Below are 25,095 nucleotides of genomic sequence, written 5' to 3'. Positions count from 1 at the left end.
TCCGGCACTCAGCCTTTGCCGAAGTGCACCGCGGGGAAGGCGCCCGCCGCTCTGAGGGTTGCGGAGAAGCCGCCGGCCAGTTCGGTGAGGCGTGCGGTGGCGGCCGGGCCGAGGTGGTCGTACGGGGCGGCGTCGAGGCGGTCGGTGAGCGCCTCGGTCTCGGCGCGCAGGGTCGCGCCCGACTCCGTGAGATCCCCCGCCTCGTCCAGCAGGCCACGCTCGCGCAACCGGTCCCGGGCGGTCTCCCATTGCCGCGCGGACCACCCGCGGGTCCGCATGAACAGTGCCGATGTCGGTGCCGTGCCGGTGGCGTTGTGCAGGACCAGCGCCTCGATGCCGGACAGGCCGGCGACCGCCAGGGCGGCGAGGTGACCGTCACCCCGGTGCTCGCGCAGCAGCGTCGCGGCGTGCCACAGGGCCAGGTGCGGCTCCTCGGGCACCGGGAGGCCGGCGTGCGCGGCGTACAGCGGGCGCGCCTCGCGACGGCATGCCTCGGTGGCGCGCAGCGCCAGCCCGGTTGTTTCGGCCAGCTCCTTCGACGCGAGGACCTCCGGTCCGAGCTGTCGTCGCAGCATCCGGTCCACGCCGCGCAGTACCGCCGCGCGCACCGCCTCCGGTGTGGTGACCGTCCACGCGGCGGGGATGTACCGCTTCACATGCTCGTGGTTGAAGTTGTAGAACGCCGCCGTGACCGTGCCCGCGCCGACCGCACCGAGCGGGGCGGCGCGGCCCGCGTAGTAGGACATGGCCCCGCGCTCCAGCCCGAGCGCCGCGAGTGCGTCCTGCCGCTCCGGTGCGAAGTACACAGCTGAGTGCAGGGGGCTGACGGCGTGGTGGCAGTGGCGGCCTGTGCTCGCCGGGAAGGCAGTCATGCTGTGGCTCCGGTGTCGGTGATCAGGTGTGGTGGTGTGGCCGGGCGGGTGAGGCGCATCAGCCTTCCTGCCCGGGTTCCTGGTGGGTGCGGTCGGTCAGTGCGGCCGCGGTCCGGGTGAGGTGCCGGATCAGTACCTCGGCTGCGGTGTCGGCGTCGCGGGCCAGCGCCGCCTCCTCCAGTCGGCAGTGCTCGGCGGCGCCGTCCCGGCCGGGGTTGCGGTGCGCCGACCAGCGGCGGGCCAGCTCGCTCGCGGTCCACAGCCGGTCGAAGGTCTCCAGCAGGACGAGGTTGCCGCACCCCTCCAGCAGCGTGCGGTGGAAGAGGCGGTGGGCTTCGGCCCAGGCGCCGCTGTAGTGCTCGCCCTCCTCCGGCACGTACGCCGGGGTGCGGGCCAGCCGATGGTGGGCGGCACGTACGCGGGCTTCCCAGTCGACGTCGCCGCGTTCGACGGACAGGCGCAGCATGACCGGTTCGATGGTCCGGCGGGCCTCCGCGATCTCCTGCCAGCGGCGGTCGGAGTAGGCCGGGACGGCGAAGCCGCGGTTGGGCAGCCGGTCGGCGAGGCCCTCGCCGACCAACCGCACGAGCGCCTCGCGCACCACGGCCAGGCTCACGCCCTGCTCCTTGGCCAGCTCCTGGGGTTTGAGGGCGTCACCGGGGGCGTGGTCCCCGCGCATGATCGCCTCCCGCAGGTGTGTGTGGACCCGCTCGGAGAGCATCCGCTTCCCCGCCGGGGCCGAGGTGTGAGTCGTCTGAGTCATGCCTACAGAATAGACGATGAGGAAGATAATCGATTACCAGTGTTATGGTCGATCTCGTGGTGAGGGAAACGCGACGGCGACGCCTCCCGGCGTCGCCGCGGCGGGACCTCCGCCGGCCTCCGGCCGCACCACCCCCCCCAGCAGCACGGTTTGAAAGGAACGACGTGACGAGCTCCAACGACCCCTTTGCCCGCCTCCCCGAGGCGGCCTCTTTCACCGTGGTCAGCACCACCGTCACCGACGGCGCCGCCTGGCCGGTCGAGCAGTACTCCGGCCTCTCCGGCGTTCCCGGCGGGAAGGACGTCTCCCCGCAGCTCTCCTGGAGCGGCGCCCCGGACGGCACCAGGAGCTACGCGGTCACGGTGTACGACCCCGACGCCCCGACCGGGTCCGGTTTCTGGCACTGGGCGGTCGCCGACATCCCCGCCACCGTCACCGAGTTGCCCGAGGGCGCCGGCGACGACACCGGGCCGGGCCTGCCCGACGGTGCCTTCCAACTGCCCAACGATGCCCGCGCGGCCCGCTTCATCGGCGCCGCCCCGCCGGCCGGACACGGCCCGCACCGCTACTTCACCGTGGTGCATGCCCTCGACGTCGAGACCATCGGCGTCCCCGCCGACGCCACCCCGGCCGCCCTCGGCTTCACCATGGCCGGCCACATCCTCGGCCGCGCCGTCCTGACCGCCACCGCCGAGACTCCCGCCTGACGAACAGCCATGAGGCCCGAGGCCCGCCCGGCGGGCCTCGGCTCAGCGGCACGGAGGCAGGCGGCGGCCCTCGCCCGGCAGGGGTCCGCACCCACCTGGCCACCGACGGGAATTCGACGCGGGCGGCGTGTTCAAGGCGGTATGGGCCGATGAGTCGTTTGGGATGGCGGAGCCCCCGCCCCGCATGCTACTTGTAACCATGTGAGCACGCAGGGTAGTTGCCCGTGAAGGTTACGGCGCCCGGTCCGCGGGACGCGGCCCGTGAGCGCGAGTGGTCCGCCGCAGCCCTGCTGCTGTTGCTGTGCTCGGCGTCGGTGGTGGGCTGGGCGGTCCTGTGCCTCTTGCGTCCCTCCGAGGGGGGCGGGCCGGGCCTGCCGGCGGAGTTGGCGACGGCGCTGGTCTGCCTGCCCTGTACCGTGCTGGGCTTCGTGGTGCTGACGCGGCCCGGCGACCGTGCCACGGGCTGGCTGCTGCTGGTCGCCGGCACCGGACTGGCCCTCCCCCTGCTCACCGGGCGGCTGATGTCACTCGGTGATCCCGGGCCACGCGTGCTGCTCGCCGCGCACCTCTTCGCGCAACTCTGCGCGCTGGCGCACGGATACGCGTCGGCCGTGCTCCCGCTGACCTTCCCGGCCCCGCACCGGGCCGGGCGGTGGCTGCGCGGCTACGCGGTACTGCTGCTGGCGGCGTTCCTCGTCCTGGTCCTGGTGGCCACGGCTCTCGAACAGCCGCCCGGCGGTGGGCCGCATCCTCTCGCCGACACCGGGTGGGCGCGCCTCGCCCACACCGTGCGGGAACAGTGCGTCGCGGCGAACATCTCACTCGTCGTGGTGTGCGCCGTGGTCAACGTGTCCGTGATCATGGCGAGATGGAAACACGCGCTCCGCGTCCACCGGCGCGGGGTCGCCTGCTTCGCCGTCGTCTACGGACCCTGGGCGTACATGGACGTCGTCGAGGAGATCCCCCTGGCCCCGGCCTGGGCCGTGTACTCGGCGTACCTCGTCGGCGCCGCGGCGTGGTACACGGCGGTGGTCCGCCTGCTCCGCCGCGACGAGAGGTGGCAGCTCGGCCGGGCCAGTCGCCGGGTCCTCCGCACGGCGTTGGTCGTCATCGTCGTCGTGGTCGGCTGCACGGCCGCCGCCGTCGCGGTGGCCACCGTGCTGCCCGGCACGGACCGCCCGGGAGCCCTGGTGGTGGCCGTCGTCGCGGTGCTGATCGGTTCCGGACTGCGCCCCCTCCTCTCCTGGGCGGGCCGGAGCGTGGACCGGCTCTTCCACGGTGACGGCGCCCGCCCCTACGAGGCGGTGCGCGCTCTGGCCCGGCAGTTGCGGGAGGCGCCCGAGCCCCCGGACGTGCCGCTCGCCCTGTGCCGCTCGGCGACCTCGTCCTTGCGTTTCCCGTCCGCGCTGGTGGACGTGACCACCCGCTCCGGTCCCCGGGTGATGGCCGCCGCGGGCGCCGCCTGGGACGGGCGCGACGGCTTCGAGTTCCCGCTGTGCCACCGGGGAGAACTGATCGGCACCCTGCGGGTGGCGCCTCGGCCGGGCGAGGACCGGCTCCCGGCGGGCGACGCCGAACTGCTGCGACTCCTCGGTGACCAGGCGACGCCCGTCATGGCGGCGCTGCGCCTGCTGGAGGACGTCCGGGTGGCGCGGCGTGCGCTGGTCGTGGCCCGGGAGGAGGAGCGGCGGCGGCTGCGCCGGGAACTCCACGACGGGCTCGGCCCCCTGCTGGCGGCGACCCGCCTGCGTCTGGAGACCGCCTTGTCCGCGGTGGACGGCGCCCCCGCGCACCGGGGACGTGACGCGGCCCCGCCGCCGGACTGCCGCGAAGCGCTGCGGACGGCCGTGCTGGGCATCGGGGAGGCGATGACCGAGGCACGGCGGCTCGTCGACGGCCTCGGTCCGGCCGTCCTCGCCGACCGGGGCCTGGTCGCCGCGGTGCGCGACCTCCCCCGCAGACTGGCCGTGCCCGGTCTCACGGTGGTGGTCGCGGTCGATCAGGAACCGGCACCCGTACTGCCCGAAGCGGTGGAGAGCGCGGTGTACAGGATCGCGGCGGAGGCTCTCACCAACACCGTGCGGCACGCCCGCGCGAGGAACTGCGAGATCCGGCTGTACGTCACCGCCGACACCGTGGGGCTGAGCGTCAGCGACGACGGCCGCGGACTGCCCGCGCGCTCGCGCCGCGGTGCGGTCGGGCTGCGGTCCATGACCGAGCGGGCCCAGGATCTGGGCGGCACCTGCCGGGTGTCGAGCGGTCCGCACGGCACCCGGGTGGACGTGGTGCTGCCCACCGCGGACGCCGACGCCCCCTCCCTGCCGGGTCAGGTACGAGCGGCGGCGCGAACCGGGCACCCGGGTGTCGCGAAGGGCGGGCGGCGCGTTCTCTGAGCGGTCACGCCGACCAGCGGTGCGCCGGTCCGTCACCGCGCGAGCCGTGGCGGGCCTCCCCCGTGTGCGGGCAGCGCCCTCGGCCCGTGCGGGCAGCGCCCTCGGCGTATGCGGGCAGCGCCCTCGGCCGGCGGTGGGTCCGCCGCGAACGGGACCGAGGGCGGCGGGCCACGCCGCCGACCGCGCCTGTTCCGTACCCTGGCGGCATGCGCATGCGCCCCACTCTGAGCTGGACCCCCGCGCCGGACCTGCCCCCGGGCACCACGGATCCGCGGCCGGTCGCCGACGCGCTCGGCGCCGGTGGTGTGCTGGTGCTCAGCGGAGCGGGCCTCTCCACCGAGTCGGGCATTCCCGACTACCGGGGCGAGGGCGGCAGCCTGAGCCGGCACACCCCGATGACCTACCAGGACTTCACCGGCGACGCCCAGGCCCGGCGCCGGTACTGGGCCCGCAGCCATCTGGGCTGGCGCACCTTCGGCCGGGCCCGCCCCAATGCCGGGCACCGGGCCGTGGCCGCGTTCGGACGGCACGGGCTGCTGACCGGCGTGATCACCCAGAACGTGGACGGCCTGCACCAGGCCGCGGGCAGCGAGGGCGTCGTGGAACTGCACGGAAGCCTCGACCGGGTCGTCTGCCTGTCCTGCGGCACCTTCAGTCCGCGCCGCGACCTCGCCCGGCGCCTCCACGAGGCCAATCCGGGCTTCGATCCGGTGGCCGCCGGAATCAACCCGGACGGCGACGCGGACCTCACCGACGAGCAGGTCGGAGACTTCCGCGTGGTGCCCTGCACGGTCTGCGGCGGCATCCTCAAACCGGACGTGGTGTTCTTCGGCGAGTCCGTACCGCCGCAGCGGGTCGAGCACTGCCGCGAGCTGGTCCGCGCGGCGACCACCCTGCTGGTCCTGGGCTCCTCGCTGACGGTGATGTCCGGCCTCCGGTTCGTCCGGCAGGCGGCCCAGGCCGGCACACCGGTGCTGATCGTCAACCGCGACCCGACCCGGGGCGACCGGTACGCCGCCACCCGGGTGGCGCTCCCCCTCGGAACGGCCCTCACCACCGTCGCCGACCGCCTGGGCCTCCCCGTCGACGGCGGGAGCACGGCGCGGTAGCCGGACCCGAGCAGTCGGATTCCAGCGGTCGGACCCGAGCGGTCGGACCCGTCCGCCCGCTCCGCCGAAGCGAAGGGAGTCGTCATGGCCCGCCCCCGCACCTCCGCCCGGACCGTGGAGCACCCTGACGTTGCGGAGGTCCCCCTGCAGCGGTTCCTCGAAGCCCTGGTGGACCCCGTCCGGCGCACCGTGGTGGCCCAGCTCGCGGGAGCCGGGAAGGACATCAGTTGCGGCACGTTCGACGTGCCGGTCTCCCTGTCGACCCTGACGCACCACTTCAACGTCCTGCGCGAGGCCGGTGTCATCCGGCAGTACTACGTCGGGACCACCAAGATGAACGCGCTCCGCACCCAGGAGATGGAGGAGCGTTTCCCGGACCTCTTCGCGGCGCTCGTGGCCACCGCCGTACAGGACGAAGCGGGCGCGGCGCGCTGACCGCCCGCGCGGGCGGTCCGCGGCCGGGGCCGTGTGGTTGGCGGCTTTCGGCCTGACCTGCCCGGCCCGGGACGGCACAGAATGGCAGGCACATGCCATAGGAGGCCCGCCGTGAGTCCCACGCGTTCCGAAAGATCCCCGCGAACCGCCGTCCGGACCGCCGTCCGGGCCTTCGTCCAGTCATCCGTCGTACTGGCGCTGCTCTTCGGCTGGTCCGCCACCGCCGCCGGATCCGCCGCCTTCGCCGGGGAGCGGGCGGAGCAGCGGGCGGCGGTCGTCTCGGTGCGCGGGGGCGACACCCTGTACAGCACCAGCACCCGCTGCACCGTCGGGTTCAACGCCCGCTCAGGCGCCACGCAGTACGCGCTCGTTTCGGGCCGGTGCGCCCAGGGCGTGAGCACCTGGTACGCCGACGCCACCCTGACCGTCGGCGCCGGCGTCACCGCGGGGGTGAGTTTCCCGGGCAACGACTACGCGACCGTCCGGTACACCAATACGTCGACGGTCGCCCACCCGGGCGAGGTCTCGCTGGGCGCCGCCGGCACCCTCGACATCACCGGCGCGGCCAATCCCGTCGTCGGGCAGTCGGTCTGCCACGTCGGGCGGACCACCGGGTACCGCTGCGGAACCGTCCAGGCAGTGAACGTCACCGTCAACTACGGCGGGGGAACCGTGTCCGGACTCTTCCGGTCCACCATCTGCTCCGAGCCCGGAGACGTCGGCGGCCCGGCCTTCTCGGGCGGCACGGCTCTCGGCATCATCGTCGGCAGCACCGGGAACTGCACCTCAGGCGGGTTCACCTACTACCAGCCGGTGACCGAGTGGCTGTCGGTGTACGGCCTGAGCGTCTACTGAGGCGCCCACCGCCAGCTCGGCGATGGTGGACAAGGTCAGCGGCACCGCGTCGCTTCCCGCCGCGCCGTCGTGCGGACGTGCCGGGGCGGTCGGGCCCGGCGACGGCCGTGCGGTGTTCCCGGCTCGCGGCGCGTGCCGTTCCTCCGCCGGACGCCGGGGCGTCACCGCCAGGATCACTCGCGGACCCGGTCCGGCAGCAGGATCCCACCTGAGTTCCACTGTCATGTCTACGACGTCAGGAGCACCGGCGTGACCAGGCACCCCCTCAGGCGGCTCACCGTCTGCGCCCTCACCGCGGCCGTCGCCGTCCTCCCGGCCACGGCGGCCGCCGCGCACGGCGGACCCGGCGGTCACGGCCTGCCGTCCGTGCGTCCCCGCGTGGAGACGCCGCCGCTGCGCGACGACGAGGCCGGCGGCAACGCCGACGCCGACGACCCCGCGATCTGGCGGAATCCGGCCGACCCGGACCGCAGCCTCGTCGTCGCCACCGCCAAGGAGGGCGGGCTGCGCGTCTACGACCTCGACGCCGAGGTGGTGCAGTCGGTGCCGGCGCCGCCCGGCCCGGGACCGGACGACGCGCCCGGCCGCTTCAACAACGTCGACCTCGTGCACGGCCTGAGGCTCACCACGGGCCGGGCCGACCTCGCGGTGACCACCGACCGGGGCAACGACCGGCTCCGCGTCTACCGCATCGACCCCGCCTCGCCCGGCCGGCCGCTGACGGACGTCACCGACCCGGCCGCCGCGCCGGTGTTCTCCGCCGACCAGGCCGAGATCAACGAGGAGCGCACCGCGTACGGCCTGGCCACCTGGACCGACCGGACCACCGGCCGCTCCTACGCCCTGGTCAGCCGCCGCGAGCGCACCACCCTCGCCCTGCTGGAGCTGACCGCGACCGCCGGCGGCCGGGTCGGCTACCGCGAGGTCCGCACGCTGGACCTGCCCTCCTCCTTCCGCCTGCCCGACGGCACGTCCTGGTCGCCCTGCGCGGAACCGGGCGAGGCGCCGCAGGTCGAGGGCATGACGGTCGACCCGGTCAGCGGTGTCCTGTACGCCGGTCAGGAGGACGTCGGCATCTGGCGGCTGCGCGCCGACCTCAAGGGCACTCCCCGACTGCTGGACAAGGTCCGGGAGTTCGGGGTTCCGGGCACCTACGACGAGGCCACCGAGGAGTGCGTCGCCGGGGCCGATCCCGGTTACGGCGGCAAGCGGATCAGCACCGACGTCGAGGGCCTGACGCTCCTTCAGGGCAAGGGCGGTGCCGGCCGGCTGCTCGCCTCCAGCCAGGGTGACGACACCTTCGCCGCCTACGACCGGGACACCGGTGCGGGCAACGCCTACGTGGGCGGCTTCCGGGTCACCGCCGCCTCGGCCGCGCTGGACGGCTCCGAGGAGTGCGACGGCGCGGCCGTCCTGAACCAGCCGCTCGGCTCCCGCTATCCCGAGGGTCTGCTCGTCGTCCAGGACGGTCACGACGCCCCCGGCGACGGCGAGACCGCCGTCACCAACTTCAAGTTCGTCGACCTCGGCGACGTGAAGGACGCGCTCGGCGGCTGACCCGGGCGGGCCCGGGAGGGGCCGCGTCGTTCAGTGCCCGGAGGCGCGGCAGCCGGCCGTGTCCCCGGCGCCGTCGAACGCCTGGAGACGGCAGCAGCAGGACGCCTCGACCGGTACGTCCGCCAGCGCGGCGGCCGTCCGCAACTGCCGGTTCACGATCCGCGCCTCCCCCGCCCGCCCCAGCCGGACCAGGCACTCGTGCAGGCCGTGCAGGGCCCAGACGTTGCCCGGGTGCTGGCGGGCGCGCGGCAGGGTGTCGTCCAGGCCGAGGTCGGCCCGGTACACCGCCTCCGCCTCGGCGACGTGGCCCTGTTCCAGCAGGAGCGCGCCGTAGGCGTGCCGGGTGGGCTGCATCCAGCCCCACGGCTCGTCGTACGGAAGGGAGTCGTCCAGCGCGACCGACCGCTCCAGGGCGGCGAACGCGGTGTCGTACTCGCCCCTGCGGTAGGCCAGTTCGCCGTCGAGCATCGCGGCGGCGACGGCGAGGAGGTCGACGCAGGTGTTGTTGAACAGGGTGCGGGAGCTTGGCACCCGGGCCGCCGCCTCGCGGAACAGGACGCGCTCGGCCTCCGCCTCGGTGACCCTGCCGGTGGCCGAGAGGGCGACGCCGCGCGCGTAGTGCAGCATCGCGGTCGTCACGCAGTACAGGCGGGTGTCGGCGGGCAGCGGCAGGGCGAGGAGGTCCGTCCAGCGGCCGAACCGGATCAGTACGTGCACCCGCATGGCGAGGAACCCCTCCAGCCAGTCGGCCATCGGCGGGCTCTCGACGCGCAGCAGTTCCTCGGGGATCGACGCCTCCAGTTCCGCCGCGGCCTCCAGCGCCTGGCGGGAGCGGCCGAGGAACATCGCGCCGTAGATCCTGAAGTGGTGATTGTGCGCGCGGTACAGGGTGTAGAAGTTCATCGCGCCGGCGCGCACCCGGTACTTCTCGTCGGCGGCGATCGCGGCGGTGTTGTCCGACACCGCCCGGCGGTAGTCGCCGCAGAGCACCTCCAGGTGCGAGGGCATGTGCAGGAGGTGGCCCGCGTCGGGCACCAGGTCGCGCAGCCGGTCGGCGATGCCGAGGGCGGCCTCGGGGGTGGGGGACATCTCCATCAGGTGGACGTAGAGGTGGACCAGGCCCGGGTGTTCACGGCCGGCGTCGGTGGCGAGGGCGCGGTCGAGGACGGCTTTGGCCTCCAGGGTGCGGGCGCCCTCGGCGGGGCGGCCGGTGGGCAGGTCCCAGAGCTGCCAGGGCGTCAGGTTCATGAGCGCGTCGGCGTGCAGCGCGGCGACGTCCAGGTCGTCGGGGGCCGCCTCGTGGACGGCGCGCATGGCGTCGGCGTACGGCTCGTTCCACACCGAGCAGTCGGCGGCCGCCCGCGCCTGCGGATAGCGGGCGCGCAGCGCGTCGATCAGGGCGCGTTCCACCCAGGTGGCCTTCGCGGCCTTCTCGTGGGCGCGTTCGACGGCCGCGTGGGCGCGGTCGACGGTCCGCACCAGTTCCTGGCCGTCGAACGCCTCCCAGGGCTTGTTGTAGTGGGGGCCGAGGGCGTAGGCGATGCCCCAGTACGCCATGGCGCACTCCGGGTCCGCCGCGACGGCGGCCTCGAAGCAGCGGACGGCCTCCTCGTGGTGGAAGGCGTACGTCCAGACGAGGCCGCGGTCGAACCAGGTCTGGGCCTCGTCCGACACCGTCGTCACGGGGCGCCCGTGGCTCCCCAGGTCGTAGTAGTCCATACGTCTCCCCTGTCGCCCCGCGCGTCGCCGCCGCCGTCCGGGTACCGGGACCGGAGCCGGAACCGGAACCGGTCCCCGGACATATACCGCACGGCAGCGCCCTGTTCGCGCCGTTCGACGGGAGTACGCCGCTTCGGATCCGGTCTCGGCCGGTCCTGGCCGGTCCCGGCCGGTCTCAGCCGGTCTCAGCCGGTGCGCCGTCTGGTGCGGTGCAGGAGCAGGCAGCCGCCGGCCACCAGGACGGCCCCGGCCGCGGCGGGCCACAGCCCGAGATCCGAGCCCGTATCGGCGAGGCCGCCTCGCGTGCCCTGCGGTCCGGTCGCGGGTGGGGTGGCGGCCCTGGGCTCGGCGGCGCCGGACGCCTCGGCCGAGGACTCGCTCGCTGTCGTCTCCTCCGCCGGAGCGGCGGAATTGGCGTCGGCATCGGCGTCGGCATCGGGACGGGGTTCCGAGGGTCGGGTCGTCCGCGTCGGTTCGGCGCTCCGCGTGGGCTCTTCCTGCGGGTCCTCGCCTTGGCCCGGGTCCTCGCCTTGGCCCGGGTCCTGGCCGGGGTCCTCGTCCTGGCCGGGGTCCTCGTCCGGGTCCTCGCCCTGGCCCGGGTCGTCGGTGGGCGGGGGTGTGCCCGCTCCGCACGTCCGGCCGTCGTTGACGCAGTCGACCGCCTCCCGCATGAGGTCCTCGTCGAAGACGTTGACGAAGTCGCTGTGGTCGGTGACCGGCTTGTGCAACTGCTCGGGGAAGGAGTCCACGGCGAACAGCGGCGTGGTCCGGCCGCCGTCCTGGAGGCTCGGCGCGTCGACGTCGTAGACGACCCGCTGCACCAGTCGCGGGATGGGACGGAACCCGTCGGGGCAGGTGCCGTCGGCGGTGGCGAAGGCCACGTGGGTGCGGTGGTTGGCGCTGTCGGTGTTGCGGCCGTCCCAGCAGCTCTGGAACCGGAAGGTGCGCACCACGTCGCTGCCACCCGGGCAGAGCGGGTACTTGTCCTTGAGCTGCCGGTCCTCGAAGCCGGTGCAGCTCCAGGAGGCGTTGGCGTTGACGGAGCCGTTGACGAACGCCTTGGCATCGCCGGTGATGACACGCAGCAGCCGCGGCATGGCGGTGACCTCGCCGCGCGGATTGCCCTCGAAGGTCAGGGTCACCTCCGCCGGGGTGACGATCTCGCCCGCGTTGCCCTCGACGCCGCCGCCTGGCGACTCGGCGTCCTGTTCGTCCGTACCGTTCTGCAGCCGCAGGACGGGCCAGTAGTACGACGACCTGTCGCGCTGGTCCGCGCAGCTCGTGGCGGCGCCGGCCAGGTCCTCGTCGCTCGCGAAGGCGTTGTTGCCCTGGTTGCCGACGTAGTCGTGGAAGTGGTGGGCGCCGTTGGCGACGCCGGGGGCGGCGATGATGTTGTCGGAGTTGAACAGGCCGTCCGCGTTGACCCCGCACTCGGTGGTGAAGGTGCCGCGCGAGGCGTCGCCGGCGCGGCGCGGGGTGGCGGCGTCGGGTGCCACGCCGGTGATGTCGGCGTAGTCCGCGGCCACCGGGCCGTTCCCGGCCTGCCCGCCGTTGCCTTCCTGTCCGTCACCGGGCCGGCCGCCCTCTTCCTGGCCTTGGTCCTGACCCCGGCCGTCGCCTGCCTGGCTTTCCGTGGCGCTCGCGGAGGCGGGGACCTCGGTGCGGCGCAGGGAGCACTCGGCGAGGGTGTCCAGGCCCTCGGGGCTCTGGCCGGCCCGGTCGAGGGCGGCGGCGATGCGCCCGATCGTCCCCGCCCGGTCCGCGCGGAGCGGATCGAGGATCGCGCGCTCGTCGAGGGCCCCGTCGTCGGCGGTGCGGGCGGCCTCCTGGAGTTGGCGGTAGGCGGCGGCGATCTGCTCGTCCAGGCGGGCGAGTTCGGCGTCGACGTCCCGTCCCGCCGCCTCCGGCACCTCGGTCAGCCGGGTGGCGAGGTCCGGGCAGTCGACGGTGGCGGCGACACCGGAACTCCCCAGCGGCACCGCGGAGTGCGGGTCGGCGCCGGTCGCCGAGGCGTACACGTTGACGCCCACCAGACCGCCGCCGCCCAGTATCAGCGCGACGGCCGAGAAGGTCGCGCGTCGTGCGCCCGTAGGGCGTCTGCGCCTGTTGCGTCCCAAGGCGTGCTCCTGTGTCGTGGACCTCCGGGGACCCGGACATGGCGATGCCCCCGGCTCCATACGGACCCGGGGGCGGATGTGTTCAGGTGCCCCGGAGATCAGGGGCGCAGGATCAGCCGGATCGGGTTGCCCTCCTTCTTCTCCAGCCTCGCGACCGCTGCCGCGGCCTGGGCGAGCGGCAGTACGCCGCTGATGGACCCGGAGAAGTCGAGCCGTCCGCCCTCGATCAGGCGCAGGAGCTGCGGCAGGGAGACCGGCATGTCAGAGCCGTAGTGGCCGAGGATGCGCTGCTGGAGGTAGCTGAACCGGGTGCCGTCGGCGACGTTGAGCGGCTTGTCGGTCAGGCCCACCAGGACGAGCCGTCCCTTGGGCGCGAGGACGGTGAGCGCCTGTTCGCGTACGGCGGGCACGCCCGCGAAGTCGAAGGCGGCGGCCAGCCCGGTCCCGCCGGTCACGGCCGCGATCGCCTCGCGCAGCCCGGGGTCGGCCGAGTCCAGCGCCAGGTCGGCACCGGCGGCCAGGGCCCGTTCGCGGGCGACGGGGCTGGGGTCGAGGGCCACGATCGGGCAGGCACCGACCATCCGCAGCAGTTGCACGGCGTGCACCCCGAGGCCGCCGACGCCCCAGACGCCGACCGCCTCGGCGGGCCGGACCGCACCGGTCTCGGTGATCGCTCCCCACGGCGTGGACACCGCGTCGGGGATGATCGCGCCCTGGTCGAAGGGGATGGCGTCGGGCAGCAGGGTCAGGGCACCGGCGGCGGACAGGGCGTACTCGGCCCAGCCGCCGTCGTAGTCGACACCGCGCGTGTGGACGACGCCGCCGCGCTCCTCGCCGGCGTGGAGCACCACACGCTGTCCGGGGGTCCAGGCGGTGACGCCGTCGCCGGTCTCGGCGATCGTGCCGGACACCTCGTGGCCGAGGGTGACGGTGTCGCCCCGGAGCAGGAGGGGGGTGAGGGTGCCGTCGATGAGGTGGACGTCGGACAGGCAGACCCCGGCCGCCTCGACCTTGACGAGCACCTCGCCCGGCCCCGGCTGCGGACGGGGCACCTCTTCCATCCGCAGGGTGCGGCTCGGAACGTGCAGGCGGGCGGCGAGCATCTGCGCCATGACAGGACCTCTCTCGGTGCGTGGCGACCCCGGCGCTGCGTCGCAGGTCGTCTTGCGTTGTGCTTCTCACGGTACACCCGACGCAAGTCGACCTGCTTTAGGCTGGGACGATGACCGGCCCCGAAACGTCACCCCCGCACCGACCCTCACCCTCACGTTCAGCTTCAGCTTCAGATCCGGCTTCAGATCCGGCTTCAGATCCGGCTTCGGCTTCGGCTTCGGCTTCGGCTTCGGCTTCACCGGTGCCCGGGCCGGCCGTCGCCCCTCCTCCGCTGCGCCGCCGCGGGGAGCGGATGCGGCAGGCCGTGCTCGGCGCCGTGGTGGAACTGCTGTCCGGCGAGGGCCTCACCGGGACGACCGTCGCCGCCGTCGCCCGTGCGGCCGGGGTGCACGAGACGTCCGTCTACCGCCGCTGGAAGACGCGCGAGAACCTGATCCTGGACGCGCTGACGACCGAACTGGACTCCGCGCTGCCGATCCCGGACACCGGGCGGGTACGGGAGGACCTGGTGGTCTTCTTCTCGTCGCTGGCCCGGCTGCTCGGCACCGCCCAGGGACAGGCGCTGCTGCGGCTGAGCGTGGAACGGGACGGCACGCTCGACGACCGCCGCCTTCCGTACTGGAGCTGCCGCCTCGAACGCGCGGGAGTACTGGTCCGGCGCGGCGCCGACCGCGGTGAGCTGGCCGCGGACGCCGATCCCGGACTGGTGGTCGAGGCGGTGAGCGGGCCGCTGTTCGTCCGGGTCCTGCTCAGCGCGGCCCCCCTCGACGAGACGCTGGTGACCGGGCTGGTCGACCTGGCGCTGGACGGGGCCCGGCCGCGCACCCGCTGAGGCGCGGGTGCGGTGGCCGGTGGAGTGCCGCCGATGATCGTTCAAGCGCCGCCGGTTGTCGGTGCGGGGCCGCCGGTGGAACGATGCCGGGCACCGACCATCGGAGGGACCACCGTGAGCGACGAACGGCGCCGGCCGGACCCCGCGGCCGTCTTCGACGCGCTGGGCTCCGCCTACGAGCGGGCGTTCGCCGGTTCCGAGGCGCACCGGCGTTCCCTCCAGTGGCTGCTCGGCCGGCTCGGGCCCGGGAGCCGGGTGCTGGACGTCGGCAGCGGCACGGGCCGCCCCACCGCCGAGACCCTCGCGCGGGCCGGTCATGACGTCCTGGGCATCGACGTCTCCCCCGTCATGACCGGCCTCGCCGCCCGGCAGGTGCGGGGCGCGTCCTTCCGGTGCGCCGACATCCTGGACGAGCCGCTCGCGGACGGCTCCTACGACGCCGTGTGCGTGTACTTCTCACTGCTCCAGATGGACCGCCGGGACCAGGCCGGCCTGCTCGGGCGGCTGGCCCGGGCCCTGACCCCGGCGGGTCTGCTGGTGCTCGCCACCGTGCCGCTGGACGTGGCGGCCGTGGACGGGGTGTTCATGGGCCGGCCGGTCCGGGTGAGCAGTTTCGCCGCACCGGGCCTCGCGGCCGTGGTGGACGCGGCCGGCCTGGAAGTGCTGGACCGGGAGGAAGTGCTGTTCACACCCGTCCACCCGGACGCCGTACCGGAACCGCACCTCTTCCTGCACTGCCGGCGCCGGGCCACCGCAGCCCCCTGATCGAGCGGCGGGCCGCCGCCACGAACCGGCTCCCGCTGGGCGGCCGCCACCAGCCGTCTCCCGCTACGGTGCCGCGCCCGCCCCGTCATGTTTTTCGCGGTCCTGCAACGGGACCGCTGGCCTCCGGGCCACCGCCGTCACCCCGGCCGGAAAGAAGGCGTTCGACAAGCGCCTGCCCGACATCACGCGGTTGGAGGCGGAGCTGGCCGAGGGGTCGGCCGCGCATGGCTGGGAGGTCCGCGGACGTTCCCGCAGACGCATATCCATCGCAGCTCTGGCCCGCTACAAACCCGGCCACCGGTCAAGGCCGATCTACCGGCCCCGCCGCGACGACGGCCACCGTGACGGGCGCAAGAGCTTCTCCTGGCGCGTACTCGTCTGGGACGACCTCGACGTCCACAAGGTCGCCGGACTGCGCGAGTTCGCCGAATCCGGGGCTTGCTGACCATCTCCTACCTGCCGCCCTATGCACCCGGCCTCAACCCCATCGAAGGCATCTGGTCACTCCTGCGGCGTGGATGGCTCTCCGACGTCGCCTTCAGCACCCAGAACACCTCGTGCAGACCATCCGGCGCGGCCTGCGGCACATCCAGTACCGCAGCCACCTCACGGACGGCTGTCTCACCGAGGCCGGCTTGACCATCGCACCCGCCTGATCGGCAACACGGCATTCGAGTTCAACCTCAGTCGACGAATGCGTCGATGCCGTCCTCGTAGATGTCGGGTGTCACCCAGAAGCCGTCGGCGGCTCACGCCTCGAAGCACTCCTGAAGGTGGTCGGCGTGGAGCGCGCCCGCGTGCCGTGTTGAACGGTTCCTGGAACGTCGTCGACCCGGTCGCGACGAAGTGAAGAGGAAGGCGAACCTGCCGCGCTCGGCGGCTCTCGCATGACGCACGGTGGAATCGACGTCGGCGTAGGTCCCGGGGTCCACGTGCGGGGCACGCCAGGCACCGTGCAGGCCACCGTATCCATCGATCAGCCCCATCCCGAGGACGAGCTTCCTGTCCGCGGTCACCGGGCCCCCGCCTTGCAGACCGCTTCGTCGACGGCCGACGCGCCGCCGACGGCCTCGTCGTCGCCCGTCTCGTCGCTGACCGGCCCCGGCGCGGCAGCGACCGTCCCGTCGGCGGCCGGAGTCGGTGTCCGGCCGACGAAGAGAGCGCCCACCAGCACGAGCAGGCCGATGGCCCAGGCGGTGATGAAGGCCGCCTGTCCGGCGGACTCGGCCTGCGCCGTGGTGAGCACGCCGGCGTCCCGGGCACCGGAACCGATGGTGTAGGCCGAGATGAACACCGCACCGAAACCGGCACCGGCGAGCTGCTGGACGGTGGCGAAGGCCGCGGTGCCGTGCGGGTAGAGCTGGGTCCGCAGGGCGCCCATCGCACTGGTCGTGAGCGGCGCCCACATCGCGGCCATCGCGCTGGTGAACACCAGCCACGCCAGGATCAGCGTGATCACGCCCGTGCTCTCGTCCACCCGGCTGAGGAACCACAGGACGGCCAGCCAGACGATCGCACCGGGAACCACCAGCGGACGCGGGCCGAAACGGTCGTAGAAGCGGCCGCTCAGGGCCGACACGATCGAGATCGCCGCCCCGCCCGGGATCAGGAAGAGGCCGAGCTGGAGGGTGCTCAGGCCGGTGACGTCGGTCAGCACCAGCGGGACCACGACCAGCAGACCGATCCCGTTGCCCGCGACGAACACCATCACCAGGATCGGCACGACGAACGACTTCCGCAGGAAGATCCGCATGTCCAGGAACGCGCTGTCGCGACGCTGCAGGGGGATCTGTCGCAGGACGAACGCCACCAGACCCGCCAGGCCCACCGCGATCGGCAGGTACGGCGAGACCGGGGAGTGCCCGGCAGACGCCTCGCCGATCAGGGAGAGTCCGTAGACCAGGCCGCCGAACCCGATCGCGGACAGCAGCAACGACGGCACGTCCAGGGCCACCGGTTCCGGGGTGGTGGTGTTGCGCAGCTTCCACGCGCCCAGCGCCAGGGCGGCAACCGCGATCGGCAGCATCAGGATGAACAGCCAGCGCCAGCTCAGTGCAGACAGCACGAGACCCGACGGCGCCGGCCCGAGGGCCGGTGCCACGGACGGGACGGCCGTCGTGATCGCCATCATCTGGCCGCGGCGGCCGGCCGGGACCAAGCGCAGCGTCGTGGTCATCAACAGGGGCAGGAAGACGGCGGTGCCGGAGGCCTGGATGACCCGGCCGGCCACCAGGAAGGCGAACGTCGGCGCAAGCGCGGCGAGCGTCGTCCCGACGAGGAACAGTGACATCGCGACCAGGAAGACCGTTCGCATGTGGAACCGCCGCATCACGAATCCGCTGGCGGGGATCAGCACGGCCATGGTCAGCAGGAAGCCGGTCGTGACCCACTGCCCGGTGCTCGGGCTGACCCCGAAGTCCGCGATCAGCGTGGGCAGGGCGACGCCGAGGAGCATCTCGTTGAGGAAGACGATGAACGTCGAGACCATCAGGACCCCGATGACCAGGGCGACACCCGGTGGGAGCCGATCGCCGGAGCGGGTCGTCGGTGCCGCGGCTGCGACGCCAGATGCCGGTGGGGTGGTCATGTACGCGCTCGCCATCTCGTGAGGTGTGGAGCAGATCAGTCGCTGCGACGTGCCCGGCCCGTCGGCGGGGCAGGGTCGGGTCCGGGGCCCGTCGGCGGGCCCGCACCCGGCATGCGCAAGGACGTCAGCAGCCAGTGAGCCGCCGGCGATCCGCAGGGGCCACCAGGGCCCCGTCCGACGCTTCGACGGACCAGAGAGAAACGGAGATAGTCTCCGTTCACTCGAGAACGATACGGAGGCACTCTCCGCCTGTCAACGACGGCCGAGCGGGCGCGCCCGAACCCACGGAAGGCGCCTGGACGCGAGCGACCAACGGACGCCCCGGGCTCACAGCCGACAGGCGGCGGCGATCAGCGCATCGCCCTCACACGCACGTCCGTGAGTGAAGTGGAGCCGGCCGCGGCCGGAGTGGCGCATGCCCGCCAAGGCCGGCGGTAACATCGGAACAGATAAGGAGGCGGTCTCCGTTTCGTCAACGGCAATGTGGAGATAGCCTCCGATGGCCGACGAGAGGTGCACGGACATGGGTGAGGCAGCCGCCGGCGAGCGCCGGCAGCGGACGGACAAGCAGCGCAACCGCACACACATCCTGGAGGTCGCGGAGGAGTTCTTCGCCGAGCAGGGCATCACCGGCTCCCTGGACGCCATCGCCAAGCGGGCCGGTGTCGGCCCTGGCACGCTCTACCGGCACTTCCCCAACCGGGAGGCGCTGCTGGCTGCCCTGCTGCAGGCCCGCGACGAAGAACTGGAAGCCCGCCGCATCGCCATCCAGCGCGAGGTGACCGACTCCCGCGCCGCGCTCACACAGTGGCTTCAGGCGCTGGACAAATGGGTGACCGCCTTCGACGGCCTGCCCGAACCCCTGCGGGCCGCACTGACCGAAGGCACGTCCCCGCTGGCGCTCACCTGCCAGGGCTTCGTCACGACCACCGAGGACTTCCTCCGCGCGGCTCAGCGCGACGGCCACGCCAATCCCCGGGTGCGGGGACGTGACCTGTTCCTCAGCACGCTGGCCACGGCCTGGGCCCGTGGCGCCGCCCTGGCCGACGAGTCCTCGCCCGACGCGCTGGTCTCCCTCATGCGCACCGGGTGGGAGACGCCCGCGAGGCAACCAACGCCCGACAGCGACGAAGGCCCTTCAGCGCCGTAAACGCAAGCGAACAAGCGCGACGACTTTCCGCAGGACAGTCCCTGAAGGATTCACCGCCGGTCACCGGTCACCGGTCACCGGTCACCGGCCAGAGCCTGCCCGGTCGGCCGCGTTGCCCCCGCATGCCGGGGGAATGCGGGCGCCGCGCCAGCCGCCGACCGGCTTCCTTTCCCCCCCTCGACTCGACGCAAGGAGATCCACCATGAAGATCGGCATTTTGGGCGTAGGACACATCGGCAAGACCCTGACCCAGCGGCTCAGTGCCGCAGGACATGACGTGAAGGTCGCCAACTCGCGCGGCCCGCACACGATCGAGGCCGACGTGCTGTCCTCGGGCGGACGTGCGGTCACCGCGGCGGAGGCCGCGGCGGACGTCGACGTCGTGATCCTCTCGATTCCCCTGATCCGTCTGCCTCAGGTAGCGCCGCTGATCGCCGCCGTACCGGCCGACACGGCCGTCGTCGACACGTCGAACTACTACCCGGCGCGGGACGGCCGGATCGAGGCCATCGACGCCGGCCAGACCGAGAGCCTGTGGGTCACCGAACATCTGGGCCGGCCGATCGCCAAGGCGTGGAACGCGATCGGTTCCCACTCGTTCGCGACCAAGGACAGGCCCGCGGGAAGCCCGGGCCGCATCGCCGTCCCCGTCGCCGCCGACCGCGACCAGGACCGCCAGGCGGCCATGGCACTGGTCGAGGACACCGGGTTCGACGCCTTCCACGCCGGCACGCTCGCGGACTCCTGGCGCCAGCAGCCGGGCGCACCCTGCTACTGCACCGACCTCACCCGCGAGGAGATGCCGGACGCGCTGGCCGCGGCAGAGGCCGAGCGCCTGCCCCGGCGGCGCGACCTGGCCGTTGCCGCGGTCCAGGAAAGGGTCGGGGACGCCACGACCAACCCCGAGGCGAAGTACATCGTCCGCCTGAACCGGGCCCTGTTCATGTGACCCCCGAGGTGTGCCCGGTACGCGCACATCGGCCGTCGAGCAGTACGCGCCCGGCACCAGGCCGCTTGACCGGACACCTCCTCCGTTTTAGGCTCGAATCTATCCGGAGCCATCCTCCGTTTTCATCGGGACCATAGAAACACGCAAGAACCGTACGCTCTACCGGTATTTGCCGACGCGGGAGGTGCTGCCGGCGGCCGTGGCGCGGACGCGCTCCGCGGAACTGGTGGCCCGCCGGGCGGACATCGCCGAACTCGATGACGCCTCCGAGAGGCGTCGGCAGTGGCTGCGGGCCATGGAAAAGTACTTCAGCGCCTTCAGCGGGCTGCCGGAACGCAGGTGGTCACCGCAACCGTCCACCCTTGAAAGGGAATCGTCTTGCCCGCCACCCCCACACCCTCGCCCATCACCGACATCATGCGCTCCCGGTTCTCCGTCCGGAAGTTCCTGCCCACCCCGCTGCCCCCGTCGGACATCCGCGGCATTCTGGAAGACGCCCAAGCAGCCCCGTCGAACTGCAACACCCAGCCGTGGACGGTGCACGTCGTCTCGGGCGCGGCACGCGACGCCTTGAGCAAGGAACTGCTCAAGGCCGACGAGGAGAAGCGGTTCTCCCCTGACTTCTCCTTCAGCTACGCAGACTTCGGCGAGGGCACCTACCTCGACCGGGCCCATGAGCACGCCGCGACCGTCTATCAGTCCGTGGGAATATCCCGCTCGGACCAGGCGTCAAGGTACGCACACGCCCGTGAGAACCTGGAATTCTTCGGCGCCCCCCACGCCGCTTTCCTCTTCATGCCGGCGTTCGGCGACGGGGTGCGGGCGGCCGGGGACATCGGCATGTACGCACAGAACTTCCTGCTGTCCCTGACGGCCCGGGGCCTCGGAGGCATTCCGCAGACCATGCTCGGACAGTACGCCGACACCGTCCGCGAGTTCCTGGACGTTCCCAAGGGGCTCAAGCTGCTGTTCGGCATCTCCTTCGGCGCCGCCGACCTGGCTGCCCCGGTGAACGGCTTCCACATGGGACGCGCCCCGCTGGAGCAGAGCGTCGTCCTGCACGACACCCCCGGAGTCCTCGACGAGCGATAGCACCTCTCGGTCGGCGGCACCGGGTAGGCGATCGGGATGTTGCCGACAAATTCCGGATCGACGGCTACATGGGGCCTCCGACCTTCGGGTCCGGCATGACTGTTGGCCCCCCCTGTCGAAGGCATGACCTGGGGGGGTGGTGTCACCTGGCCCGGGAGGTGTCGTCGGAGACGCTGATCAGAGGTCCGGCCACCGTCCGGCCCGGTGCAATCCCGGGCCCTGGAAACACAGATCAACACCCTGCTGGAGGCCCACCCTCTTTCCCCGGTCCTGACCTCGACGCCCGGCGTCGGCGTCAGGACCGCCGCAGTCCTCGCCCGCCAGCGCATCAGCGTCCTGTTCGCCATGCTCCGCGACGCACCCCCCGGATGGGGCAACTGCGCACGCGCCCGTCGTCCCGCGCGCTCAGAGTGGACCGCATGACAGAACCTCGCGAGCGCGGGCGTGGCACGGCGTCCCCCACCAAGCGCAGGCCCGCGGTGCGGGGCGCCCGGGACGCGGCCCGTTCCGCCGCCGACGGGCTGGCCGAGCTTCTCCACCACCGTTTGGAGGGCGTCTCCGCGGTGTGCCGCGGCGAGGACGACGGCTGGATCGTCGACGTGGACGTCCTGGAACTCGCGCGGATTCCCGACACCACCAGCCTGCTCGCCACCTACCGGGTGGAGCTGGACCCGGAGGGCGAGCTGTTGCAGTACCGCCGGACCGCCCGCTACCGGCGAGGCGCCCAGGACCAGTGACGGGCCGCCCGAGGCCCGCTCCCGGAAGGACCGTCGCATGCTCACCTACGACGACGAGGTCGTCTGCGCGCCCCGCGCCGGCACCCTCTACGACGTACTCGAACTCATCCTCGACCGGGGCATGGTGATCGACGTCTTCGTACGCGTCTCCCTCGTCGGCATCGAGATCCTCAAGGTGGACGCCCGGATCGTGGTGGCCAGCGTCGACACGTATCTGCGGTTCGCCGAGGCGTGCAACCGCCTGGACCTGGAGCACGACGTGCGCTCCAAGACCGTTCCCGAACTGTTCGGCGGCCCGGTCGCCAAGACGATAGGCCGGGCCGGCGCGAAGCGGGCGGGTCGCTCGCTGACCGACAAGGTGCGCGGTGTCCTCTCCCCCGAGAACCCCGAGGACCCCGAGGACCCCGGCGACCCCCGGGACTTCGAGGTTGAGGAGCGCGAGGAGGAGGCGGTGGCCCCGCGCGGACGCGGCGGGGGCCGGGCGCGCGAGCGGAGCGCGGCCCGGCCCCGCAGCCGGCCCTCCTCGTCCCGGCACGAGGACGACGAGGACCGTCCGCGTTCGCGCGTCCGCCGCCGGGCGGAGGCCGAGGAATGAGCGTCCACCCGAGCGCGCCCCCCGCCGACGGCCTGGACACCCTGTACGTCTACGGCATCGCCGCCGCCGGTGTGCCGGTGCCGCGCGCCGCCGGCGTGGACGGCGCCGAGGTGCGGCTGCTGACCGAGTCCGGGCTCTGCGCGGCCGTCTCGTCGGCACCGGTCCGGCCCCGGGCGCGCCGCCGTGACCTGATGGCCCACCAGGCGGTACTGGACGAACTGGCCGCGCGGGGGCCCGTACTGCCCATGCGGTTCGCCGTGCTCACCCCGCGGCCGGACACGCTGCGTGCCCAACTGCGGTCCGAGGAGGCGCATCTGCTGCGGCAACTGGACGGCATCCGGGGCTGCGTCGAGATGAACGTCAAGGCGACCGTGGCGCCGGGCTGCCTCCCGGACCTGGTGCGCCGGGACGACAAGCTCCGGACGCTGGCCCTGCGGACCCGGCTCCGGCCCGACTACGAGGCAAACGTCCGGCTCGGCGAGGCGCTCGCCCGTGCCGTGCACCGCGAGGCCCGGCGGGCGGCGCAGGTGGTCCTCGCCCGTCTGACGCCGCTCGCCGTCCGGACCTCCGACGGTCCACTGGACGAGGAACGGGTGCTCAGTACGTCGTTCCTGGTGCGCGCCGCCGACGAACAGGCGTTCCGGCGGGAGGTGGCCGCGCGGGCCCGGGAGCACGGGGACCGGCTTGCCCTCGGCGTGACCGGGCCGCTGCCGTGCTACAGCTTCGTCGACGCGCGCCCCGCGCCGGCCGGGCGGTGACGCGGTGGGACTCGTGAGCGGCCTCCTGCTGCTGCCTCTGGCTCCGGTGCACGGCACCATCTGGGTCGCCGACCACCTGCTGCGAGAGGCGCGGCGCCAGTCCCACGACCCGCGTGCCGTGCAGGCACGGCTGACCGCCCTCAACCACGCCCTGGACGCGGGCGACATCGACGAGGCGGCCTTCGAACGGGAGGAGGAGCGGCTGCTCACCCTCCTCGAAGGCCAGACCGGGCCGGTCACGGCCACGGACCGATCGCAGGGAAGGCACGTATGAGCGACAACAAGGCGGCGCTGGCGGCAGCCGTGGCCGGCGGCTACCTCATGGGCCGCACGAAGAAGGCGAAACTCGCCCTCGCCGTCGGCTCCTATCTCGCGGGAAAGCGGCTGGGCATCAGCCCGGGACAGGTGCTGTCCCAGGGGCTGGGCAGACTTCAGCAGACCCCGCAGCTCCAGGAACTGACGGAACAGGTGCGCGGTGAGCTGCTCACCGCCGGGCGCGCGGCCGTCACGGCCGCCGCCAACCGCCGCCTGGACCGGTTCACCGAAGTACTCCGCGACCGCACCGCCACACTCACCGACGCGGGAAGCCGTGACGATGACGCGGACACGGACGACGACGCGGACGCGGACGGCGAGTTCGAGGACGACGGGAACGACGGGAACACCGCGGACGACCGGGACGACGAGGACCGCGACGACTTCGAGGACGAGGAGGACGACGAGGGCGAAGAAGAGGACGAGGAAGAAGAGGACGAGGAGGACGAGGAGGAGCCGCCTCCGCCGCCCCGGAAGACCGCGAAGAAGGCGGCGAAGAAGGCCCCGCCGCCCGAGAGGGACCCGGGCCGGCGGCCCGCCGCGAAGAAAGCGGCCGCCAAGAAGACCCCGGCGAAGAAGAGCGCCCAGAAGACGGCCGCTCCCGCCAAGCGCGGCACCCGGGGAGGTGGGCGCGGATGACCCCCGACCCCGGCAAAGCGGCGAACGGCGGACCGTCTGGGCTGGAGGGCCTCAAGGACGCCCTCGGCGGCTACCTCTCCGCCAAGGGCTCCGGTCTCACCGACCGGGCCGGAGCCGGCGTCAAGGGGCTCACCCAACGGCTGACCGGCCTCGCCAATGGCAGCGGAGGCGGCGGAGACGAAGGCGGAGGCGGAGGCGGAGGCGGAGGCGACGACGAAAGCCCCGACGGCAAGGCGAAGGGCGGCTCCGGAAGCGGAGCGGGGGGCGGCTCCGTCAAGGCCACGCACATCATGGAGTCCGTCGACGTCGGTGTCCCGCTGCGCACCGCCTACGACCAGTGGACACGGTTCGAGGACTTCAGCCGGTTCACCAAGGGCGTCCGCAGTGTCAGCAAGAACGACGAGACGAACTCCGACTGGAACGTCAAGGTCGGTCCCTCCGCCCGCAGTTGGAAGGCGAAAGTCCAGGAGCAGGTGCCCGACGAGCGGATCGTCTGGACCTCCGAGGGCGCCAAGGGCAGTACCACCGGCTCGATCACCTTCCACTCGCTCGCACCGTCCCTGACCCGGATCATCGTGGTCGTCGAGTACTACCCGGCGGGCTTCTTCGAGAAGACCGGCAACCTGTGGCGCGCCCAGGGGCGCCGGCTGCGGCTCGACCTGAAGCACTTCGTGCGGTTCGTCACCCTCCAGGGGGAGGAGGAGATCGAGGGCTGGCGCGGGGAGATCCGCGAAGGCGAGGTCGTCAAGACCCACGAGGAGGCGATGGAGGAAGAGGAAGCCGCCCAGAGCGAGGACGACGGGGACGGTGGGGACGATGAGGACGGCGAGTACGACGACGACCACGACGGGGACGGCGAAGAGACCGATGCCGAGAACAACGACGAGGACTACGACGAGAACGGCGAGTACGAGGACGAGAACGGCGAGGAGCACGACGAGGACATCGACCGGGACGAGGGGGACGAGGAGGACAGCGACGATGCCGAGCGCCCTCGTCCCCGTTCCCGCCCCCGTTCCCGTCCCCGGCGCTGAGC

At 73.0% G+C, this 25,095-nt stretch carries 24 protein-coding genes and 1 pseudogene; 18 read left to right on the top strand and 7 right to left on the bottom strand.

Features of this window, described 5'->3' with window-relative positions; translation table 11 throughout:
* Positions 1-8: 8 nt before the first annotated feature.
* Both ABEB00_RS06850 and ABEB00_RS06845 read right to left on the bottom strand, forming a co-directional pair.
* Positions 9-872, bottom strand: a complete 864-nt coding sequence (locus ABEB00_RS06850; RefSeq protein WP_345618011.1) for an SCO6745 family protein — start codon at positions 870-872, stop codon at positions 9-11.
* A gap of 58 nt (positions 873-930) precedes the next feature.
* Positions 931-1,635, bottom strand: coding sequence for a GntR family transcriptional regulator (locus ABEB00_RS06845; RefSeq protein WP_345618010.1), 705 nt, complete (start codon positions 1,633-1,635; stop codon positions 931-933).
* Between the two features lie 164 nt (positions 1,636-1,799).
* Here ABEB00_RS06845 and ABEB00_RS06840 point away from each other — a divergent pair, with 164 nt between their 5' ends.
* The 6 genes from ABEB00_RS06840 (at position 1,800) to ABEB00_RS06815 (ending at position 8,691) form a co-directional block, all read left to right on the top strand.
* Positions 1,800-2,342, top strand: coding sequence for a YbhB/YbcL family Raf kinase inhibitor-like protein (locus ABEB00_RS06840; protein WP_345618009.1), 543 nt, complete (start codon positions 1,800-1,802; stop codon positions 2,340-2,342).
* Between the two features lie 224 nt (positions 2,343-2,566).
* Positions 2,567-4,735 (top strand): ATP-binding protein, encoded by a 2,169-nt coding sequence (locus ABEB00_RS06835; RefSeq protein WP_345618068.1) that lies wholly within the window; start codon positions 2,567-2,569, stop codon positions 4,733-4,735.
* A gap of 206 nt (positions 4,736-4,941) precedes the next feature.
* A complete protein-coding gene (locus tag ABEB00_RS06830; protein WP_345618007.1) occupies positions 4,942-5,844 on the top strand; it encodes an NAD-dependent protein deacetylase in 903 nt (300 codons plus the stop codon).
* Between the two features lie 84 nt (positions 5,845-5,928).
* Positions 5,929-6,279 (top strand): ArsR/SmtB family transcription factor, encoded by a 351-nt coding sequence (locus ABEB00_RS06825; protein ID WP_345618005.1) that lies wholly within the window; start codon positions 5,929-5,931, stop codon positions 6,277-6,279.
* Between the two features lie 111 nt (positions 6,280-6,390).
* Positions 6,391-7,134, top strand: coding sequence for a S1 family peptidase (locus ABEB00_RS06820; RefSeq protein ID WP_345618003.1), 744 nt, complete (start codon positions 6,391-6,393; stop codon positions 7,132-7,134).
* A gap of 249 nt (positions 7,135-7,383) precedes the next feature.
* Entirely contained in the window at positions 7,384-8,691 is a 1,308-nt protein-coding gene (locus tag ABEB00_RS06815; RefSeq protein ID WP_345618002.1) for a phytase, read from the top strand.
* A 30-nt stretch (positions 8,692-8,721) separates the two neighbouring features.
* On the opposite strand, the gene ABEB00_RS06810 is transcribed toward ABEB00_RS06815, so the two are convergent.
* From ABEB00_RS06810 to ABEB00_RS06800, 3 genes are all read right to left on the bottom strand, one after another.
* The gene (locus tag ABEB00_RS06810) at positions 8,722-10,410 is read right to left on the bottom strand and encodes a hypothetical protein (RefSeq protein ID WP_345618000.1); all 1,689 of its coding nucleotides are present in this window, start codon (positions 10,408-10,410) and stop codon (positions 8,722-8,724) included.
* A 185-nt stretch (positions 10,411-10,595) separates the two neighbouring features.
* On the bottom strand, positions 10,596-12,527 hold the full coding sequence (locus ABEB00_RS06805; protein ID WP_345617998.1) for a DUF1996 domain-containing protein: 1,932 nt from the start codon (positions 12,525-12,527) through the stop codon (positions 10,596-10,598).
* 98 nt (positions 12,528-12,625) lie between these two features.
* Complete coding sequence (locus ABEB00_RS06800) at positions 12,626-13,639, bottom strand: zinc-binding dehydrogenase (RefSeq protein ID WP_345617996.1); 1,014 nt, start codon at positions 13,637-13,639, stop codon at positions 12,626-12,628.
* A 293-nt stretch (positions 13,640-13,932) separates the two neighbouring features.
* Here ABEB00_RS06800 and ABEB00_RS06795 point away from each other — a divergent pair, with 293 nt between their 5' ends.
* From ABEB00_RS06795 to ABEB00_RS06785, 3 genes and pseudogenes are all read left to right on the top strand, one after another.
* Complete coding sequence (locus tag ABEB00_RS06795; protein WP_345618067.1) at positions 13,933-14,472, top strand: TetR-like C-terminal domain-containing protein; 540 nt, start codon at positions 13,933-13,935, stop codon at positions 14,470-14,472.
* Positions 14,473-14,586: 114 nt separating this feature from the next.
* The gene (locus ABEB00_RS06790) at positions 14,587-15,237 is read left to right on the top strand and encodes a class I SAM-dependent methyltransferase (protein ID WP_345617994.1); all 651 of its coding nucleotides are present in this window, start codon (positions 14,587-14,589) and stop codon (positions 15,235-15,237) included.
* Positions 15,238-15,472: 235 nt separating this feature from the next.
* Positions 15,473-15,893, top strand: a pseudogene (locus ABEB00_RS06785) (transposase); the annotation flags it as partial.
* A 356-nt stretch (positions 15,894-16,249) separates the two neighbouring features.
* Here the strand turns inward: ABEB00_RS06785 and ABEB00_RS06780 are convergent.
* Positions 16,250-17,839 carry a DHA2 family efflux MFS transporter permease subunit gene (locus ABEB00_RS06780; RefSeq protein WP_345617993.1) on the bottom strand — a complete coding sequence of 530 codons (1,590 nt, stop codon included), beginning with the start codon at positions 17,837-17,839 and terminating at the stop codon, positions 16,250-16,252.
* Positions 17,840-18,347: 508 nt separating this feature from the next.
* Here ABEB00_RS06780 and ABEB00_RS06775 point away from each other — a divergent pair.
* Complete coding sequence (locus ABEB00_RS06775; RefSeq protein ID WP_345617992.1) at positions 18,348-18,974, top strand: TetR/AcrR family transcriptional regulator; 627 nt, start codon at positions 18,348-18,350, stop codon at positions 18,972-18,974.
* Positions 18,975-19,176: 202 nt separating this feature from the next.
* Positions 19,177-19,923 (top strand): NADPH-dependent F420 reductase, encoded by a 747-nt coding sequence (locus ABEB00_RS06770; protein ID WP_425586445.1) that lies wholly within the window; start codon positions 19,177-19,179, stop codon positions 19,921-19,923.
* A gap of 159 nt (positions 19,924-20,082) precedes the next feature.
* On the opposite strand, the gene ABEB00_RS06765 is transcribed toward ABEB00_RS06770, so the two are convergent.
* Positions 20,083-20,283, bottom strand: a complete 201-nt coding sequence (locus tag ABEB00_RS06765; protein WP_345617990.1) for a hypothetical protein — start codon at positions 20,281-20,283, stop codon at positions 20,083-20,085.
* Between the two features lie 18 nt (positions 20,284-20,301).
* Between ABEB00_RS06765 and ABEB00_RS06760 the strand changes: the two genes are divergently transcribed.
* The 7 genes from ABEB00_RS06760 (at position 20,302) to ABEB00_RS06730 (ending at position 25,093) form a co-directional block, all read left to right on the top strand.
* Positions 20,302-21,015 (top strand): nitroreductase, encoded by a 714-nt coding sequence (locus tag ABEB00_RS06760; protein ID WP_345617989.1) that lies wholly within the window; start codon positions 20,302-20,304, stop codon positions 21,013-21,015.
* 419 nt (positions 21,016-21,434) lie between these two features.
* Positions 21,435-21,752: a gas vesicle protein GvpO gene (locus ABEB00_RS06755; RefSeq protein WP_345617988.1), complete on the top strand. Its 318-nt coding sequence runs from the start codon at positions 21,435-21,437 to the stop codon at positions 21,750-21,752.
* Between the two features lie 37 nt (positions 21,753-21,789).
* Entirely contained in the window at positions 21,790-22,347 is a 558-nt protein-coding gene (locus ABEB00_RS06750; RefSeq protein WP_345617987.1) for a gas vesicle structural protein GvpA, read from the top strand.
* Positions 22,344-23,105, top strand: coding sequence for a GvpL/GvpF family gas vesicle protein (locus ABEB00_RS06745; protein WP_345617986.1), 762 nt, complete (start codon positions 22,344-22,346; stop codon positions 23,103-23,105). The genes ABEB00_RS06750 and ABEB00_RS06745 overlap by 4 nt, the downstream gene beginning before the upstream one ends.
* Positions 23,106-23,109: 4 nt before the next feature.
* Positions 23,110-23,379: a gas vesicle protein GvpG gene (locus tag ABEB00_RS06740; protein ID WP_345617985.1), complete on the top strand. Its 270-nt coding sequence runs from the start codon at positions 23,110-23,112 to the stop codon at positions 23,377-23,379.
* Positions 23,376-24,059, top strand: coding sequence for a hypothetical protein (locus tag ABEB00_RS06735; RefSeq protein WP_345617984.1), 684 nt, complete (start codon positions 23,376-23,378; stop codon positions 24,057-24,059). Before ABEB00_RS06740 ends, ABEB00_RS06735 begins: the two co-directional genes overlap by 4 nt.
* Positions 24,056-25,093, top strand: a complete 1,038-nt coding sequence (locus ABEB00_RS06730) for an SRPBCC family protein (RefSeq protein ID WP_345617983.1) — start codon at positions 24,056-24,058, stop codon at positions 25,091-25,093. The genes ABEB00_RS06735 and ABEB00_RS06730 overlap by 4 nt, the downstream gene beginning before the upstream one ends.
* Positions 25,094-25,095: the final 2 nt, after the last annotated feature.

Source organism: Streptomyces ziwulingensis (genome assembly GCF_039542605.1).
Lineage (GTDB): Bacteria > Actinomycetota > Actinomycetes > Streptomycetales > Streptomycetaceae > Streptomyces > Streptomyces ziwulingensis.
The sequence above is the reverse complement of the archived record's forward strand: the minus strand, read 5'-3'. Positions and strand labels throughout refer to the sequence as shown.